16 protein-coding genes are annotated in these 17,264 nt (G+C 58.1%); 7 read left to right on the top strand and 9 right to left on the bottom strand.

All coding sequences use genetic code 11. The annotated features are described in order from the left end of the window. Positions 1-92: 92 nt before the first annotated feature. Positions 93-266, bottom strand: coding sequence for a hypothetical protein (locus ACIGG6_RS05605; protein WP_399842996.1), 174 nt, complete (start codon positions 264-266; stop codon positions 93-95). Positions 267-657: 391 nt separating this feature from the next. Then, positions 658-1,104 carry a MerR family transcriptional regulator gene (locus tag ACIGG6_RS05610; protein ID WP_253507354.1) on the bottom strand — a complete coding sequence of 149 codons (447 nt, stop codon included), beginning with the start codon at positions 1,102-1,104 and terminating at the stop codon, positions 658-660. Between the two features lie 71 nt (positions 1,105-1,175). Between ACIGG6_RS05610 and ACIGG6_RS05615 the strand changes: the two genes are divergently transcribed. Beyond that, positions 1,176-2,198: an SO_0444 family Cu/Zn efflux transporter gene (locus ACIGG6_RS05615; RefSeq protein WP_399843000.1), complete on the top strand. Its 1,023-nt coding sequence runs from the start codon at positions 1,176-1,178 to the stop codon at positions 2,196-2,198. Between the two features lie 25 nt (positions 2,199-2,223). Here the strand turns inward: ACIGG6_RS05615 and ACIGG6_RS05620 are convergent, their stop codons facing one another. The 4 genes from ACIGG6_RS05620 to ACIGG6_RS05635 form a co-directional block, all read right to left on the bottom strand. After that, on the bottom strand, positions 2,224-3,699 hold the full coding sequence (locus ACIGG6_RS05620) for an amidohydrolase family protein (RefSeq protein ID WP_399843003.1): 1,476 nt from the start codon (positions 3,697-3,699) through the stop codon (positions 2,224-2,226). A 163-nt stretch (positions 3,700-3,862) separates the two neighbouring features. Continuing rightward, entirely contained in the window at positions 3,863-5,167 is a 1,305-nt protein-coding gene (locus ACIGG6_RS05625; RefSeq protein WP_399843006.1) for a PQQ-dependent sugar dehydrogenase, read from the bottom strand. Then, entirely contained in the window at positions 5,164-5,592 is a 429-nt protein-coding gene (locus ACIGG6_RS05630; RefSeq protein ID WP_399843008.1) for a DUF2231 domain-containing protein, read from the bottom strand. The genes ACIGG6_RS05625 and ACIGG6_RS05630 overlap by 4 nt, the downstream gene beginning before the upstream one ends. 150 nt (positions 5,593-5,742) lie before the next feature. Beyond that, complete coding sequence (locus tag ACIGG6_RS05635) at positions 5,743-6,648, bottom strand: LysR family transcriptional regulator (protein WP_137093401.1); 906 nt, start codon at positions 6,646-6,648, stop codon at positions 5,743-5,745. A 170-nt stretch (positions 6,649-6,818) separates the two neighbouring features. Here ACIGG6_RS05635 and ACIGG6_RS05640 point away from each other — a divergent pair, with 170 nt between their 5' ends. Further along, positions 6,819-7,397 (top strand): NAD(P)H-dependent oxidoreductase, encoded by a 579-nt coding sequence (locus ACIGG6_RS05640; protein ID WP_399843011.1) that lies wholly within the window; start codon positions 6,819-6,821, stop codon positions 7,395-7,397. Between the two features lie 154 nt (positions 7,398-7,551). On the opposite strand, the gene ACIGG6_RS05645 is transcribed toward ACIGG6_RS05640, so the two are convergent. Further along, positions 7,552-7,743 (bottom strand): hypothetical protein, encoded by a 192-nt coding sequence (locus ACIGG6_RS05645; RefSeq protein ID WP_399843013.1) that lies wholly within the window; start codon positions 7,741-7,743, stop codon positions 7,552-7,554. A gap of 25 nt (positions 7,744-7,768) precedes the next feature. Then, on the bottom strand, positions 7,769-7,960 hold the full coding sequence (locus ACIGG6_RS05650; RefSeq protein WP_399843015.1) for a hypothetical protein: 192 nt from the start codon (positions 7,958-7,960) through the stop codon (positions 7,769-7,771). 188 nt (positions 7,961-8,148) lie between these two features. On the opposite strand from ACIGG6_RS05650, the gene ACIGG6_RS05655 reads away from it, so the two are divergent. The 4 genes from ACIGG6_RS05655 (at position 8,149) to ACIGG6_RS05670 (ending at position 12,678) form a co-directional block, all read left to right on the top strand. Beyond that, positions 8,149-9,123 (top strand): DUF2157 domain-containing protein, encoded by a 975-nt coding sequence (locus ACIGG6_RS05655; RefSeq protein ID WP_083025049.1) that lies wholly within the window; start codon positions 8,149-8,151, stop codon positions 9,121-9,123. Beyond that, complete coding sequence (locus ACIGG6_RS05660) at positions 9,120-10,193, top strand: DUF4401 domain-containing protein (RefSeq protein WP_399843018.1); 1,074 nt, start codon at positions 9,120-9,122, stop codon at positions 10,191-10,193. The genes ACIGG6_RS05655 and ACIGG6_RS05660 overlap by 4 nt, the downstream gene beginning before the upstream one ends. Next, the gene (locus tag ACIGG6_RS05665; RefSeq protein WP_399843021.1) at positions 10,183-10,710 is read left to right on the top strand and encodes a GDYXXLXY domain-containing protein; all 528 of its coding nucleotides are present in this window, start codon (positions 10,183-10,185) and stop codon (positions 10,708-10,710) included. The genes ACIGG6_RS05660 and ACIGG6_RS05665 overlap by 11 nt, the downstream gene beginning before the upstream one ends. A gap of 198 nt (positions 10,711-10,908) precedes the next feature. Continuing rightward, entirely contained in the window at positions 10,909-12,678 is a 1,770-nt protein-coding gene (locus ACIGG6_RS05670) for a mechanosensitive ion channel family protein (protein WP_399843023.1), read from the top strand. A 41-nt stretch (positions 12,679-12,719) separates the two neighbouring features. Here ACIGG6_RS05670 and ACIGG6_RS05675 read toward each other — a convergent pair whose 3' ends face one another. Next, entirely contained in the window at positions 12,720-16,193 is a 3,474-nt protein-coding gene (locus tag ACIGG6_RS05675; RefSeq protein ID WP_399843025.1) for an acyl-[ACP]--phospholipid O-acyltransferase, read from the bottom strand. Positions 16,194-16,386: 193 nt separating this feature from the next. On the opposite strand from ACIGG6_RS05675, the gene ACIGG6_RS05680 reads away from it, so the two are divergent. Beyond that, on the top strand, positions 16,387-17,241 hold the full coding sequence (locus ACIGG6_RS05680; protein WP_399843027.1) for a putative RNA methyltransferase: 855 nt from the start codon (positions 16,387-16,389) through the stop codon (positions 17,239-17,241). Positions 17,242-17,264: the final 23 nt, after the last annotated feature.

Below are 17,264 nucleotides of genomic sequence, written 5' to 3' on the forward strand. Positions count from 1 at the left end.
TTTGAATTCTTCAGTGTAACGGGGACGGCTCATGGATCCTCCTAGATACCTTTAGTATAAGGCCTGGAGGTGTCTATGAAACCTGGGGCGATTCAAATGGCGTTCATCTGCACAACACCAACGTCGGCAATTTCATGCAGTGAGTTAGAGCCGTTCTTGTTAATGACAATACTCAGTGCAGAAAGCAGGAGCATAAACAAAACCAAAGTTGCCATAACGATGGTTAACGTTTTTTTGATTGACAGGTTGTGAATGATTTTTCCCATTGTAGTCCCTTTGCTATGTGCAGGTTGGCCTTAGAGGTATTGGAGTAAGTGATTATGCTTCTTATTTGATTTTTATTTGCTAAAGTGGTGTTCCCATTGAAGAAAGATTGTAACCACTTACTAAGACTGAGTAACTACAGCATTGTAAACTAATGTTAAATGGGAGGCAGAAAAATGATTTATGTCAATTTCTTAGGGAGGTGCGTTGTTCAACTATTTCAGCTGCTTTTTTTGTGTATGAGCAATGGGGATTTTAAAAATTGTTAAAAACTGTCAAGTATGTAGTAACTACTTAGTAAGTAGTTACGGGAAAAATTGCAGAAGACCTCAGGGTATTTCGGTATTTTGCATGACTTTAATACCTTTTTTTGAATATTTTTAGACCAATTTTTTATGTATTGGGTTTTGTCCCACACCCCCGCTCGCTGCAGGTGGGTTGGTGGTCGTAGAGGGTTTGAATAATCTGGCAGTCGGCGGTTTTACCGCCCCGGCACTGATGAACCACTTGGCGCAGCTCGTCGGCTAGCGCCTGAAGCTTGGCAATACGCTCTTCTAGGTGCTCTAAATGGCGGCTGGCGATCTCATCGGCGGCGCTGCAGTCGGTATCTGGGTGGTCGGAAAGCTCGAGCAATTCCTGAATATTGTGTAGGTCTAGCCCTAGGCTGCGGCCATGGCGAATAAACCCAATGCGTTCCAGCGCGGCCTGACTATACAGCCGGTAGCCTTGCTCCCCACGTTTGGGTGGTGGCAATAGGCCCAGCTTTTCATAGTGGCGAATACTCTCTGGTGAGCAGCCTGTGCGGGCAGCAACATCTCCAATGCGGTAATACGTAGTCATCGGCTTGACCCTGTAACGATTACAGGGTTTAGGCTAGTCCTCATTCCCACCGTGAACAAGTAGGTGATGAGATGACGCTGATAACCGAGCTGCTACAAATTGCCTTAACGGCGGCCCCGTGGCTGCTGTTGGGGCTAGTGATTGCCGGGCTGATTAAGGCGTGGTTGCCAGAGCGCCTACTGCAGCGCTGGATGGGCGGACGCGGCCTGGGCAGTATTGTACGGGCGGCAGTGATTGGGATGCCGCTGCCGCTGTGCTCCTGCGGGGCGATTCCTACCGCGATTGCGCTGCATCGGGGCGGTGCGGGGCGCGGGCCGACTACCTCGTTCTTAATCAGCACCCCAGGCGTGGGTGTGGACTCGATTCTGCTCACCAGCGTGCTGCTTGGGCCGCTGATGGCGGTGGTACGTGTTGGCGGCGCCTTGGTAACGGCCATTGTGACTGGCTTACTAGTGGGCTTTACCCGCGAAGCAGAGGCCGTTGCGCCTGCAGCCACTGCTGGCTGCTGCTCGTCGCATGGCTGCCACGATCACCACGCCGACACCGGCGAACCTAGCGGCCTCAGTGCGGGGCTGCGTTATGCGTTTAGCGATCTGTTGGATGATATCAGCGCGTGGATGTTTGCCGGGCTGCTGCTTGCCGGTGTGCTGGTCACTCTGGTACCGCCGGATATGCTGGCACAGTTTTCGGGCGGTATTTTGGCTCTGATACTGATGGCAGTGGTGGGTATTCCGCTTTATATCTGTGCGGCGGCAGCTACACCAGTGGCGGCCGGGCTACTGTTAGCGGGTATCTCGCCTGGGATGGCGCTAGTGTTTTTGCTGGCGGGGCCGATTACCAGCCTAGCAACGCTGGCCATTCTGCGCCGCGAGCTGGGTAACCCAGCATTGGCGGTTTACTTGGCTAGCGTGCTGGTAGTGACCGTACTGGTAGGTTGGCTGTTTGATGTGGCCGTTGGCATAGCCGGCTGGAACCCGGTGGAGCAGGCCAGCCAAGTGCAAGAGCTGCTGCCCCACTGGTTAGAGTGGTTGGCTTTGGCGATGTTGGCTCTGGTGGCTATCCGGCCGGTGCGTCGCCGTTTACTAGGCTTTTAACCGATAATGAGCTTTTAACCGAGGCTTAGCGGGTGTCTTTGTAAATACGCCCGCCTTTCATAATCATGCGCAGGTTTTGCTCTGGGTCGTGCAGAAAATCCAGATTGCGGCTGGGGTCGCCGTCTACCAGCAGCAGGTCGGCCCAGGCACCGGGTTCGATCTTGCCTAGCGTGCCGGGGTAGGGGTTGCGCGGGCCAGAAAGCGCCAGCAGCTCGCCATTGCGGCTGGTGGCCATGGCCAGCACCGTGAGCGGGTCGTAGAAGCGGGTGAGTTTGGCCAGTTGGCGCAGCTGGTTAGGTGTGTTTTGTGGGCTGAACAGAATGTCGGTGCCCCAGGCCGTGTGGATGTCGAAGCGCTGGGCGAGTTCGTAGGCGCGCACGGTGCCTTCGGCCACTTGCCACTGTGATTCGCGACGGGCGGCGTCGGGGTAAACGTTGGCGTCCTCATCCTGCAAAAACGGCTGCAGGCTCCACCAGGAACCTTCGCCCGCCATCATGCGGGCGGCTTCTTCATCGGCCAGCTGGCCGTGTTCGATGGATTTGACGCCTGCCCGCAGCGAGCGCTGTATGCCTTTTGGGGTGTACACATGCACCATGACGTAGGTACCCCAGTCGTCGGCGGCCTCTACGGCGGCGCGCAGTTCGCGTTCGGTAAACTGGGTGCTGTCGAGTGGATCGTACAGCGAGGCCACGCCGCCACCGGCCATCAGCTTGATTTGTGAAGCGCCTAACATGAGCTGCTCACGGGTGCGTCGCAGTACTTCATCCTCCCCATCGGCAATCGCGGCTACCCCTTGGCGCTCCTGCTCGCTGAGCGGGGTGTTGGTGCCCCGTGGAATCTCGTGGCGCATACGGAAATCGCCATGCCCGGAGGTTTGCGAGATCATCGCCCCGGCGGGGAAAATGCGCGGGCCATCCACAATCCCTTCATTAATGGCGCGCTGTAGCGCAAACGAAGGCCCGCCTACATCCCGCACCGAGGTAACGCCACGCATTAGCGTACGTTTGGCTTCCTGGGCCGCGACTAAATGGACATAGCCCACATCGGCAGTCATGGCAGCGGTTTGGGTAATCGCCGCCAGCGTTGTGTGCCAATGAGCATCAATGAGCCCCGGCATCAGTAGCCTGCCTCCGCAGTCGAACACTTCCGCCCCTTCGGCGGCGGCATCGGCGGGGAGAATGGAGTGAATCCGGCCCTCTTCGATACGTACCGAAACGCCGCTTTGCAGGGCACTGCCACTGCCATCGAAAAGCTGCAGGTTGGTGAGCAGCAGCGGGCCGTTGGTTTGGCGGGGCTGCGCACTCACCACCGAGGGCACGCTGAGCCCGGCAAACATCGCCATCAACGCAGCGGTGCCGCCCAGAACTTGGCGGCGCGTGAGGTCGGCCATTACCCGCTCGTGAAACTGCTGCAGCATAGGTGAACCGCAGCAGCAGGCACCGTGCCCGTGCGCATGGTGGGTGTGAAACAGCGGAGCGTGAAGCGCATTGGCAGCGGGCATAGGCGGTCTCTTATCAGCGAGGTGAGCATTAAGGCGCTAAGCGCCGCGTAGCGATAGCACTTAATAAACTATAGTGAGTGCCGCTAAGCAAGTGCGCGATGGGGAGGCAATGTGGGGGTGGGCAGGTGAGGAGTGAGCGGGTGGCAGGCCACCCGCCGAGGGCTTATGGACTATCCGGCGTCACCCGCCAAATAGCGTTCGATAGGTCGTCGGCAATGATTAGCGCGCCATCTGGGTCAACGGTCACGCCTACCGGGCGACCACGGGTGCGACCATCATCTGTAAGAAAGCCCGAGACGAAATCGATGGGGTCGCCGCTGGGCTGTCCGTCGCTGAACGGTACGAAGACCACTTTATAGCCCACCGGATCGGCACGGTTCCAGCTGCCGTGTTCGCCAATAAACACACCTTCAGCGAACTCATCGCCCATTTCGGGGATAGAAAAGGCGAGGCCTAGCGGTGCCACGTGGGAACCCAAGGCGTAATCCGGCGCGATGGCGCTCTCGACTTTCTCTGGGTTGCGGGGCTGCACGCGGGAGTCTACGTGTTGGCCCCAGTAGCTGTAAGGCCAGCCGTAAAAGCCGCCCTCCTGCACGGTGGTGAGATAGTCGGGCACGAGGTCGGGGCCTAGCTCGTCCCGCTCGTTGACGACCGTCCATAGCTGCTCGGTGCCGGGCTGAATCGCCATAGCGGTGGGGTTACGCAGGCCGGTGGCGTAGGGGCGGTGCATGCCGGTGTTAGGGTCGATCTGCCAAATTTCCGCGCGATTGACCTCTGCCTCCATACCACGCTCGGTGATATTGCTGTTGGAGCCAATCCCCACATAGAGAAACTGCCCATCGGCACTGGCGGTCATCGCTTTGGTCCAGTGGTGGTTGATCTCGGCTGGGAGTTGGGTAATTACCTCCGGTGGCTCGCTGGCTTGGGTTTGGCCCTCTTCGTAGTCAAAACGCACCAGGGTATCTTGGTTGGCCACGTAGAGGTTGTTATCCACCAGCGCGAGGCCGTAAGGGGCGTTGAGGTCGTCGGCGAAGGTGGTTTGCTCTTCATAACGACCGTCGCCGTCGGCATCGCGCAACAGAGTCAGGCGATTACCGCTCTGCACCGAGGTGGTGCCCTGGGATTTAATCAGCCCGGCAATGAAGTCCTTCGGTTTGAGCTGCGGCGCGCTGCCGCCACTGCCTTCTGCCACCAAAATATCGCCGTTGGGCAGGACCAGAGTTTGGCGGGGGATCTGCAGGTCGGTGGCAATGGCGGTAATCGTGTAGCCCTCCGGCACGCTGGGTAGGGTGTCGCCCCACTCGGCGGGTTCGGGCACGCTCATATCCGGCAGCAGGCCACGGGAAGGCTCGGGCAGCGTGGGGTTGGGGCCGTAGCGCGTTATTTCTTGGGCGCTGGCGCTGCCTGCCGCCAATAGCAGGCAGAGCGGCGCGGCGTAAAGGCGAGGGAGCTGAATGGCATCCTTCATGGTTTGCCTCCGTGGCCAAAGCGGGAAAAACCGACCCAAACGGCGGTGCCCGCAAAGATGGTGACCACCAGGGAGAGCGCAAAACCAATCGGCATCATGCCCCAGGCATCCCGTGCGTGTAACAGGGCGTTCACAAAGCCGAGTACCCAGGTCAGTAGCAGTAGCGCTGGGTAGATCAGCAGCATAATGCTGCGCGGTTGGGCGCGGAAGTAGCTAATCAGCGCGCTGATCAGCGCTAGCCCGGCAAACACTAGCCCGCCTGCGTTGAGCCAGGAGGCGAAGGTCGCCCACTGTATTTGGTAGCTGTTGGAGTAGGCGTAGTCGCTGAGCGTTGCGCCTAGAAACAGCGGTAGGCACCCCACCAGAAAAATCGCATGGAAGAGGGGCAGTCCACGTTGATAGGTATGCGTGTGGGTGGCTGTCACGGCATGCTCCTTATGCTGATCTAGCGAATGGCCATGCTTGGCTAATGGGATGATGGGCGTTCCGCCAAGCAACGGCCTCCTGTGTTGCCTACCCAGTGTAGGTCAGTGGCCGAGTTTTACCCAAAGCGAAGCAAGCGGCGCTTAGCGTTCTCACGGGCCGTGGGCATACTGCGCGGGGAGCCGCTCGGCTAAAAAATCCATGAACAGCCGTGTACGCTGAGACAGGGTGGCTTGCCGGTAGTAAACCGCGTTAATCGGCTGCGTGACGAGCTCGGTGTGGTCGGGCAGTACCTCTACCAAGGTGCGGTTTTGCCGGGGCGCGCGGGTCATGAAGTCAGCCAAACACACGATCCCTTCACCCTTGAGTGCGAGCTCCAGCAGCGTGCTGCCGCTGGAGGCAGCGAGGGTGGGCGTGATATGTAAGCGCTTACCATCGGCACAGGTCAGCGGCCAGTGGTTCAAGTGGTCGAGCTGGCTAAAACCGAGCAGGCTATGGCGGCAAAGCTCCTCTACCTGCTGCGGCGTGCCGTGGCGGGCTAAATAGGCGGGGCTGGCCAGCACCCGCAGTGCGCTATGGCCAAGGGGGCGGGCGTGAAGGGAAGAGTCCTCCAATGCGCCAATGCGAATGGCTAGATCGACCCGCTGCTCCAGCAAATCCACAAAGCGGTCATGGGTATCCAGCTCTAGGGTAATGCCAGGGTAGCGGGCGCGAAATTCACCAATCACCGGGACAATCACATACTGCATAAAGCTTGGCGCGGCGTTGACCCGCAGCCGGCCTTTAGGCTGGTCGTGGCGGTCGAGCAGGGCCTCTTCGGCCTCTTCCACGGCGGCGAGGATGCGTCGGCAGTGGGCGAGAAAGGTTTCCCCTTCTTCGGTCAGTTCCAAACGGCGGGTCGTGCGGCGCAGCAGCGTCGTGCCGAGCTTCTGCTCCAGGCGGTTTAGTGCGCGGCTGACGCCTGACACGGTAATGCCCAACCGTTCGGCAGCGGCGGTAATCGAGCCGCAATCCACCACGGTGATAAACGCTTGCTGCTCTTCCAGAGTGCTTTTCATTGTTGGTTTGGGGTGCCTCGATAAAAGGTTGATTGTTGATTTTAGCGCAAAAGTCTCTTGCTAGATGTTTGGTTTTTCTTTGTTGCTCTGCACTGCACAATGCTTGCCAATTAATGCCCTGCTTACTTCTTTTAAGCGGGGCGGTCACGATACTCGGTGAGGTTGAAGCAATGAAGATACTGTTAATCAATGGTGGTAAAGCGTTTGCCCACTCTGGTGGTGAACTCAACAATACCCTGCATGCCGTGGCGGTGGATACGCTGAAAGAGCTAGGCCATGAAGTGCGCGAAACGGTCATCGAGCAGGGCTATGAGGTTGCCACCGAAGTGCAAAACTTCCTCTGGGCGGACAGCATTGTGTATCAAATGCCCGGCTGGTGGATGGGCACCCCCTGGACCGTAAAGCGCTACATTGATGAAGTCTTTACTGAAGGTCATGGCTCTCTGTACGCCAGCGATGGCCGCTCTCGCCAAGACCCGACCAAGCAGTATGGCAGCGGTGGCTTACTGCAAGGCCGCCATTACATGCTGTCGCTGACCTGGAACGCGCCGATTGAAGCGTTCGACGAGCCGGATAACTTCTTTGAAGGCCGTGGGGTGGATGGCGTTTACTTCCCGTTCCACAAATCTCAGGAGTTTATTGGCCTTGAGGCTCAGCCGACCTTTATTGCCAATGATGTGATGAAGGTGCCGAATGTAGAGCGTGATAAAGCCGCTTACCGTACGCACCTGCGCCGTGTGTTTGGTTAATTCGCCACGCTGCTAAAGCATTCACACACGCATCAACACAAGCGCCCACCGACGTCGGTGGGCGTTTTTTTGTGCCACGCTTAGCGCTCTCGGCTCAGGCTTTACACGGTGAATGAGCCGGTAGACGCAGGCAGAAAGATACGCCCTGATTTTTTCAAGTGAGGCGTAAGCCATAGCATCCACTCGCCGAAACAGCGCTTTTACCCGGGCGGAAAGCTCTGCCACGCTTGAGATAGTCATCCGCTCCCATTTCCAGCCTCAGCACTCTGTCCAGCTCGGCCACGTGCATACGAACCAGCTCGCCAATACCTGGATTGTCCTCGATGATCAGTACGTTTCGCGTCATAGCTTCCTGGCTCTCGAAAGGGGCGTTACTCTTTCATGCTGTCGGTGGAGTCCATGTGACCGCTCTCCATGCTCATGTCGTCCATGGAGTGGCTCATGCCATCGGATTGCATATTGTCTTGCATCATGCCGCCATCGTTTTTCATCTCTTCTGCATGGCTGACCATTGCCATCAGGCTGAATAGGCATAATGCTGCCAGAGTAGTGAACTTGTTCATGTGCTTAACTCTCCGAGAGAAGACCTGCCGGGTTGGTAGGCTCACTGTTAGTCTCGGCGCTCCGCGTCACGGGAACATCACGGGGTGTTAAAGAGTTTATCTCGCAAGTTTAACGAATGTATAACGCAGCGCTGCGAATACCGGTAGATACAACGACTGTGCATAAAAACTGTGCATAAGGAACCTCTGTGACCACGAACCGCCGTGAACTCGTCTCGCTGATTGAGCAAGGGGCGATGGCCCCTGAGCAGGTAGCCAAGGCCGTGAGCGTGGCAGGCCTGCATCCTGCGCCTCACGCCTGGGCGGCACTGCTCGATAGGCTGCTGCTGTGGCTAGGCGGCTTAGCACTGGCCTTTGCGGTGCTGTTTTTCGTGGCGTACCACTGGGTGGCGATGGGCCACTGGCTGCGCTTTGGCTTGGTGCAAGCGGCGCTATTGGTGGCCATTGGGGCAGCGGTTTGGTGGCCAGCCAGCCGCCGGGTGGTTCAGGTCGCGCTGACCGCTGCCTTTGTGCTGCTGGGCGTTCTGCTGGCGCTAGTAGGGCAGGTATACCAAACCGGCGCAGACCCGTGGCAGCTCTTTTTCGCCTGGGCCCTCTTGGGGCTGCCGTGGGTGTGGGCGGCGCGTTTTAGCCCGCTTTGGCTGGTATGGCTGGGCGTGGGGAATCTGGCGATTTGGCTGCATGCCAGCGTATGGGGCTGGGGAGTGAATGGCCGCTTTCTCGCCGGGGAGTCGGGCTTATGGGGGCTTTGGGCAGCCAACGTAGCGGCGCAAGCAGTGTGGGAGTGGGGCGCCCAGCGACGAGGCTGGCCAGGGCGCTGGGCAATACGCACGCTGGCGCTGGGCAGTGGCCTACCCATCACGCTGCTCATGATGAGTTGGGTGGCTGGGTTCACCTTTGGCGTCACGCCAAGCGCGTTGCTTTACCCCGTTTGGTTGGCTGCGCTTTATGGCGTTTACCGTTGGTGGCGGTTGGATCTGTTTATGCTGGCCGGTGGCTGCGTATCGGTTATCGCCGTGCTGACGCTTTGTATGGCTCGCATGGTGATGTGGGAGGGGCAAGGCGATCCAGGCGGACTGCTGATCGTTGCCGTGACGGTATTTGCGCTAGGAGCGGCAGCCGTAGCGTGGCTAAAACGCCTACAGCGTGAGGCTATCCAATGAGCCAACAATATTCACCGTTGAAGCAAGCACTCGCGCAAGCGGGAGTGGTTCTGAATGAGCGGGCCACTGCCACGCATTCTATGCCCTGGTTCGTGCGCGGCGTTCAAGCGCTATCGGGCTGGCTGGCCGCGCTGTTTTTGTTGGGGTTTATCGCCACCGGCGTGGTGTGGGTGCTGGAAAGCCCGCTCGCTGCATTACTGGTCGGCGGATTGATGGTACTAGGCGCGTATGCGCTGCTGCGACGTTCACCCGATAGCGATGTCATGGAACATATGGCGCTGGCGTTTAGCTTGGTGGGGCAGCTGTTGATCGCGTGGCCGCTAGCGGATGCGCTTAGCTTTTCTGTGGGCTTAGGCTGGGCACTGGTAATCATGCAAATGGCCTTTGCATGGGGGATGCCAAGCCACCTTCACCGCTTTGTGGCCGTGGTGTTGGCGTGCCTTGCCTTGGAGTTTTCGCTTGCCGCCAGCGGGTTGACACAGGTGGCTAGTGGCTTTGTGGTATTAGCGCTGGTGGGGCTGTGGTTGAACGAGTTTCGCTGGCCGGAGCGCCTGAGTGATATGCATGCCTGGGGCGTGGGCCTGTTAGTGGGCGTGCTTATGCTGCAAGGCGTTGCCCATGCAGGGCAGGCGCTGTGGTTAGGCCACTTTGTTGAAATTGATGCGATTTCCCCGATGCTCAGCCGCAGCATCAGTACGGCGTTGGCAGGCGTGGCGCTGTTATGGGTGGCACATACGGCGCTGAGCCGCCACTCGCCTTCAAGCAGTGTGATGTGGGCGGCGTATGGCGCTGCCTTGCTGGTGGCGGTGCTCGCTTATTTTGTGCCGGGGCTGAGTAGCGGCATCACGGTGCTGCTGCTGGGCGTTGCGATTAGCCATCGGGTGTTAATGGCCAGCGGCATACTTCTTCTACTAGCGGCGATCAGCGCCTATTACTACTGGTTAGATATCTCGCTACTTCATAAGGCAGCGCTGCTGTGTGTGCTGGGCAGCGTGCTGTTAGCGCTGCGTTGGGGGTTGCAACGCTGGTGCTTCGCGATAACAAAAAGAGGTGAACACCATGGCCGCTAGCGTTAGGCGTTTTCGATGGGTGGTCTTGCTGGCCACGCTGGCGGTTTTGGTCGTGGTCAACAGCGCCATTTGGCAGAAGGAGCGTCATATCGCGCAAGGGGAAGTGGTTTACCTAGAGCTCGCCCCGGTCGACCCCCGTTCCCTAATGCAGGGCGACTATATGGCGCTCAACTTTGCGCTGGCGAACCGCCTGCAAAGTGAGCTGTATCAGCGCGCTGAGAACCTCTCAGCCTCTATGAATGGTGACGTGGTCGTCCGTGTCGATAGCGCTCGAGTTGCTCACTTCCAGCGAATAGATGATGGCACGCCGCTAGAAGCGGATGAGCGGCGCTTACAGTTTCGCCTGCGCCATGGGCAGGTGCAAGTTGCCACCAACGCCTTCTTCTTTCAGGAAGGCCACGCCGAGCGCTATGAAGCGGCCTATTACGGCGAGTTTCGCGTCAATAAAGAGGGTGAGCTGTTGCTCACCGCGCTGTATGACGACGCGTTTAATCGCCTAGGGAATTTGGAAAACTGAGTGAAAAACTAAGCGGCCATTTCTTGCCTTCGCCTTACGCCAACAAGCGCTAGAGCCGCTATTGCTTGCCGGATAAGGTAACGTGGTCTGTACTTTGACCAACCATCGACACGGATAGCCCACTGATTTAAGTGGGCGGGCGGCACAAGCCGTTGGTTGATGGCGGGTATTGGCTCACTTTTACTGAATAAGGCAAGTATGAAAAATTACAGCTCGTGGCCCGTTTGGGGTGTGCTGGTCGTCACGCTACTGTTCTTTAGCGTAGGCATGGCGCAAACGCAAGGCGATGAGAGCGAGGACCCGCGTTGGTTCACCATGGATGCGATCAACTCAGGCTTGGATGAGGTGCCGGAAGAGGCGAAACGTATGTCGCCCCGGGAGACCATCCGCAGTTTTTTGAATTTCACCGACGATGAAAATTACGCCGATGCGGCGCATTTGTTGAACCTGGCTGATATCGACCCTAGCGAGCAGCCCGCGCGGGGTACGGAGCTAGCCAAGCAACTGGCGGAGGTATTACGACGAGGTGAGTGGCTGAACGCCTCTAACCTGCCGGGTCGCCAAGATGCCGCCATTGAAGATCCTTCTGGTCAAAACCCTTTGGCTGGCGAGCCACGGCGCAACATTGAGCTGGCCGCGCTGCAAATAGAGGGGCAGGCCTACGATGTGCGGCTAGGGCGCTATCGGGTAGGCGAAGAAGACCCCATATGGCTCATTATGCCGGAGAGCGTCTCGTCAATTCCTGCGCTGTATGAAGAGTACGGACCCTCCATGCTAGAGAGCTACATTCCCGAGCAGCTCAAAGCGTCGTTTGGCGTGCTGAAGGTCTGGGAGTGGCTGGCGATCCCTATTTTTCTGATCACGATTGGCGTCACGGGTATCGCTACTTACTATTTGGTAGGCCTTATTGCGCGCATTCTGCCCTCCGGTATTTCCACTATTTTTGCCGACCAAATCGGCGTGCCGGTAGCGATGATTGTGATGTCATTGGTCACCCAAATGCTGCTGGATTACGTGGTCTCGTTTTCAGCGGTAGCGACCACGACGTTTAGGGTGCTACTGATTAGTATCATGGCGTGGGGCGCAGGCACCATTGCGCTACGGCTGGTCGATACCATCATGCTGCGCATGACCCGCCGCTTGGTGGGGGAAATCGACGATACCAAACCCAAAGACAAACGCCGGCTGCTAACCTCACTCTACGCCCTGCGCCGGGTGATTATTTTAATCACCGTGGTGGCGGTTTCGGTGTATGTGCTGGGGCAAATCCAGCTGTTTGAATCTTTAGGGCTTTCCATTCTGGCCTCGGCCAGTGTGCTGGCCGTGCTGGTGGGTATTGCGGGGCAGACGGTGCTGGGTAATATCCTGTCATCGTTTCAGCTCTCGCTGGCCAAACCCATCCGCATTGGCGATCTGGTGATCTTTGAAGGACAGTGGTGCTATGTGGAAGGGATTTTCTACACCTTCATCCGCCTACGCTCCTGGGATGAGCGGCGGTTGATCGTGCCGGTCACGTACTTCACCTCCAAGCCGTTTGAAAACCTCTCGGTGAAGAGCACCAAAATGTATCGCTTTATGGAGTTAACCCTGCACCTGAGCGCGGATATCTCCCAGGTACGCGAGAAGTTTCTAGATTTCGCCAAGGAAGAAGAGTGTGTGATTGAGCACCATAAGCTGCTCTGCTACGTCACCGGCCAAACCGCCCATGCGCAAACGGTCACCTGCTACTTAATGACTTCCGACCCAATGGCAGGCTGGACCGCTGAGATGAACGTGCGTGAGAAGCTAATGGCTTATATCCGCGACGAACATCCGGAATGGTGGCCCCGCGACGTGGTGGTGATTAGCCATCATGATATTGCGCGTGGGGAGCATGCCAAACAATCAAGCGGCCAACAGAAAGGTGCGACTGGACAAACCGGTGAGTCAAACGACTCAAGTGACTCACAGGACGGCAGCGCTGAGTAAGTTCGCCAGAAAGGGCAGCGGCCATGCCGCTGCCCTTTTTACTAAGATGATTCAGCCGCCAGCTGCGCTTCGGCAAGCCGTTTCGCGCCAGCAAAGTCTGCTTTTCCTGACCCTAGACGGGGTATCTCTTCCACGGTGAGCCAGTCGCTGGGAATCATTAACGATGGCGTGCCGTGGCTGCGCAGGGCGGTTTTGAGCTTTTTGGCGTCTAGCGCTGCTTCGCTAAGTAGGACGATGCGCTCGCCTTTGTTTGCATCGGGCAGGCTGACGGCCATCAGCGGTATGTCGGGGTCGTCGACGACCGCTCTGACCGCGGCTTCGACGGCGCTGAGGCTGACCATTTCGCCGCCGATTTTGGCAAAACGGGCGTAGCGGTCGATCAGTGTTAAAAAGCCATCTTCATCAATAAACCCTTTATCGCCGGTAACGTACCAGCGCTGGCCGTCGAAGCTTTTGAGGGCCTGTTCGGTGCGCTGAGGGTCGTTGAGATAGCCCTGCATCACCTGCGGCCCGCTAATCACAATCATGCCGGGCTCGTTGGTGGGTAGCTCCTCGAAGCGCTCAGGGTCGACGACCTTAATGCTGGTTCCGGGGAGCGGCATACCCACGGTGCCGGGCTTATTGCCTTTTTGAACCTGCTGGTAGTGAACGCCGACGGCGTCGGGTAGGTTAACGGCCGCCACTGGAGCGGTTTCTGTCGCGCCGTAGCCTTCATAAATTGCCTTATTGAATTTGTGCGCAAACCCTTCACGTACGCTTTCATCCAGTTTCTCGGCGCCAGCCACCACAACGCGCAGGCTTTCCAGCATGGCTGGCTGTACCTTTGGGCTGCGGTTGAATAGCCGTAGCATGCTGGAGGTTCCGAACATAATGGTGGCTTTATGCTTGGCGACCGCGTTGGCAACACCTGGGGCATCGGTGGGGTCGGCGTGACTGACCAGCGGCAGTCCTTCGATCAATGGCAGTAGCTGGGTGACGGTAAAGCCGAACGCGTGAAAGAGTGGCAGCGAGGCCATGACCACATCGTCGTGCTGGGTATTGAGCACGTCGGAGGTCTGTTTGATATTGGCCATCAGGTTGCGGTGGCTCAGCATCACGCCCTTGGGCTGCCCTTCGCTGCCGCTGGAGAACAGAATGGCCGCCGTGGCGTCCGCATTCCGCCCATAGCAGAACAGCGCTTGTAACAACCAAGCGGGCAGCAGGCGCACGGCAAGAAACGTACTGACGCGCTCAAACCGGGAGATCCCCGCCTGTAGATCTTCCAAACAGATCACTTGCTTGCCTTCCAGCAGCGATTCCACTGCCAGCCCCCGTTGGCTCAGCTTTTCCACAAAGCGGCGCGAGGTGACGACGGTGCGAATATCGGCTTGCTGCAGCGCAGAGGCAAGGGCAGCTTGGCTGGCGGTGTAGTTCAAGTTCACCAGCGTTTTACCCGCGAGCAGTGTGGCCATATTGGCCAGTACCCCAGCAGTGCTGGTAGGCAGCAGAAGGCCAAGCGTCGATTCGTTGAGGCTGCGGTGGCGAAAACGCTTGGCGAGCAGCAGGCTAGCGGTGAGCGCTTGGCCTGCGTTGAGTGAGCGGCTCAAGGTGTCGGCCAACGCTGGGGCGCTTGGGCTGCGTTTGACACTGTTGATCCAGGCCTCAGGCAGCGAAAGCAGCTCCTCCATGGCGTGTTGCCACGAGTGGGTCGCCTGCTCGAAGATACGCCGTTTGAGTACGTCGGCGGGGGTGTCTTTGGGCAGCGGTTTACCAAAGGCGACTACCACCGAGCGGTGCAGCGGCGCATTGCGTAGCTCTTTGAGTTTGCTAGACGAGCGGGAGAATTGGCTGCCCCACAGGCCACGCAGGTAAAACGGCACGATGCGCACGTCTGGGTGGGCGTGTTTGCAGGCGCGCTCGTAGCCTCGGCGCAGCTCGCCCAACTGGCCGTTGCGGCTAATCGCTCCTTCGGGAAACAGGCAAACCACTTCCCCTGCGTTGAGCTGCTCGGCCACGGCGGCCAGTGCGTTCTCAGCCCCTGCGCCGCGCTCAATGGGAATGCAGCCCAGCGCTTTAAAGAACCAGCGTAGGTACCAGCGCTGGTAGATGTTTTTCAGCATCACAAAGCGCACCGGGCGCGGGCTAGCAATTTGCACCATCGCCCAGTCTACCCAACTAATGTGGTTGCCCAGCAGCAGCACGCCGCCTTGGGCGGGCAGGTTTTCCAGCCCGTGAACGTCTACGCGGTAACGGCGGGTAATCAGGAAGCTGAGAATAAAGCGCACTAAGCTCTGGGGCAGTTTGAAAATGGTGTAGCCGCCGCCCACCATCGCCACGCTGGCGACCAACAGCAGCAGGTAGTGGCTATCTACCCCCGCCAGCGCGAACAGCGCAGTGAGCACCAAAAAGCCCAGCATCGACAGGTTTTGGATCCAGTTATTGGCGGCCAGCACGGTGCCTAGCTCGTGATCCGCCGCATGAAACTGGATTAATGCGTTGAGCGGCACGATAAATAGCCCGCCCATCATGCCGATGAACACAAAGTTGAGCGCTTGGCTGGTGGGCGTGGTGAGGAGAGGAAGGCACCAAAGCCCGACGGCGACACCGACAGCGCCGAGCGGTATCAAGCCGGTTTCAATACGGTTGCGGGAGAGCTTGCTGGCTAACAGCGAACCGAGAGCAATGCCGATACCGCTGGCGGCGAGAATGGCTTGCAGCACCAGCGTGTTCTCAATGCTGAGCGCCTCTTTGGCATAGGCGGGAAAAGCGGCCAGCAGCACTTGCCCCACCGACCAGAACGTCGCCAACCCAATAATAGAGAGCCGCAGCACCGGCTGGCGGGCAAGAATGCGTAGATTCTCTTTTAACGCAGCGCCGCTGCGGTAGCGTGCCCAGGTGAGCGGGGTAGCCGCTGGCTGTGCTTCATCCAGTTGGAGCTGATAAAGGGCGACGACCTGAAGGCTGCTGTTAAGCACCAGCAGCCAGCCCAGCGGGGCAATATGGCGCAGCAGGTCGCTTGGCGTACTGGCGCTGGGGGTGACCCAGTGTTCAAACAGGGCGGTAAACGCCACCGTACCGGCCAGGATTGCACCAATGGTAACCGCCTGCACTAGCCCGTTGGCTTCGGCTAGCCGGGGTTTACCAAACAGCCCTTTCACTAGGCCGTACTTGGCGGGTGAGTAGAATGCAGACTGAATAGCCAGCAGCAGCGTCATCGCAAAAGCGAGCCAGAACCAGCCCTGGTAGTAGGCGGCGGTAATGCCCAGCGACACCGCCACCGCAGCCCAGGCGGAGAGCCTTAGCACACGTACTTTGGGAGTGCTGTCGGCAATATGGCCTGCCGGGCTGAAGAGGAGAATAAACGGCAGCAGAATTAGCCCATTCACCAGAGCGGTAAGCACGACCTGGGTCGCGCCATCGTAGCTTTTGAAAATCGTATTCTGAATGACGATTTTGTGCCCGAGATCTACGAAGGCATTGAGAAAGATGGCCATCAAGTAGGGCCAAGCGCCCGCGATGCGCAGCAAAGGTTGCATGGTATGTTGCCTTAGTCGCCGAAAGTTAACGCACTGTCGGCAAACGGGGTGAGTGTTGCAACACTCACCGTTCAAGTTGAGTTATATGGGCATTCCGGTATCGTTAATGTTTAGATGCCTGATGCCCATCGATGATGTGTCAGCATATTGCCCGTCTATTCACACCAGAAAAAGCCGTCACGAGAAACTTCCGATGAATCGTACCCCTTTTCAGGCCCTGGCCTGCCCATTAGACGGCGAACCGCTCCAGTTGGAAGGTGGCACGTGGCGGTGTGCCTCAAACCATAGTTTCGATGTGGCCAAGCAAGGGTACGTGAACCTGCTGCCCGTGCAGCAAAAGCGCTCCACCGATCCCGGCGACAGCAAAGCCATGGTGGCCGCACGCCAGCGCTTTTTGGCGGCGGGTGACTATGCGTCCATTGCAAAGGCGCTTAGCCAGACGGTGATGCGCCACTGTGAGCAGGCAGAAACGTACAGTTGCCTGGATGCAGGCTGTGGCGAGGGTTACTACCTGCGCCAACTGGCCCAACAGCTGCCAGACGCGCAGGCGCTTTCACTGATGGGGCTGGATATCTCGAAGTGGGCGGTGCAGTCGGCGGCGAAGCAAGACGATAAGCACGCACCGATCAGCCGTTGGGTAGTGGGCAGTAACGCCCAATTGCCGGTGCAGTCAGCAACGCTGGATAGCGTGCTGTGTATGTTTGGCTTTCCGGTACACGGTGAGTTTGCGCGTGTGCTTAAGCCGGGCGGGCAGTTGCTTCAAGTAGAAGCGGGGCCGGAGCACCTGCGCGAGCTACGGGAAATTATTTATCCCACCTTAAAACCTGCACGTGAGAAAGCGCCTGATGTACCGGAAGGGTTTGCCCACCGAGCTTCCGAGCAGATTAGCTACGCTATTTCACTAGAAGGGGCAGACGTTATCCACGATTTGCTGACCATGACGCCGCATTTGTATCGTGCCAGTGCGGAGGGGCGCGAGCGAGCAGCTAACTTGGAGCAGCTAACGCTGACTATTGATGCTCAACTGATCGTATGGGAGAGGATTTAATACCCAAACGCAAAAAGGCCCGC

The sequence above is a fragment of the Vreelandella lionensis genome, assembly GCF_044543515.1.
Classification (GTDB): domain Bacteria; phylum Pseudomonadota; class Gammaproteobacteria; order Pseudomonadales; family Halomonadaceae; genus Vreelandella; species Vreelandella lionensis.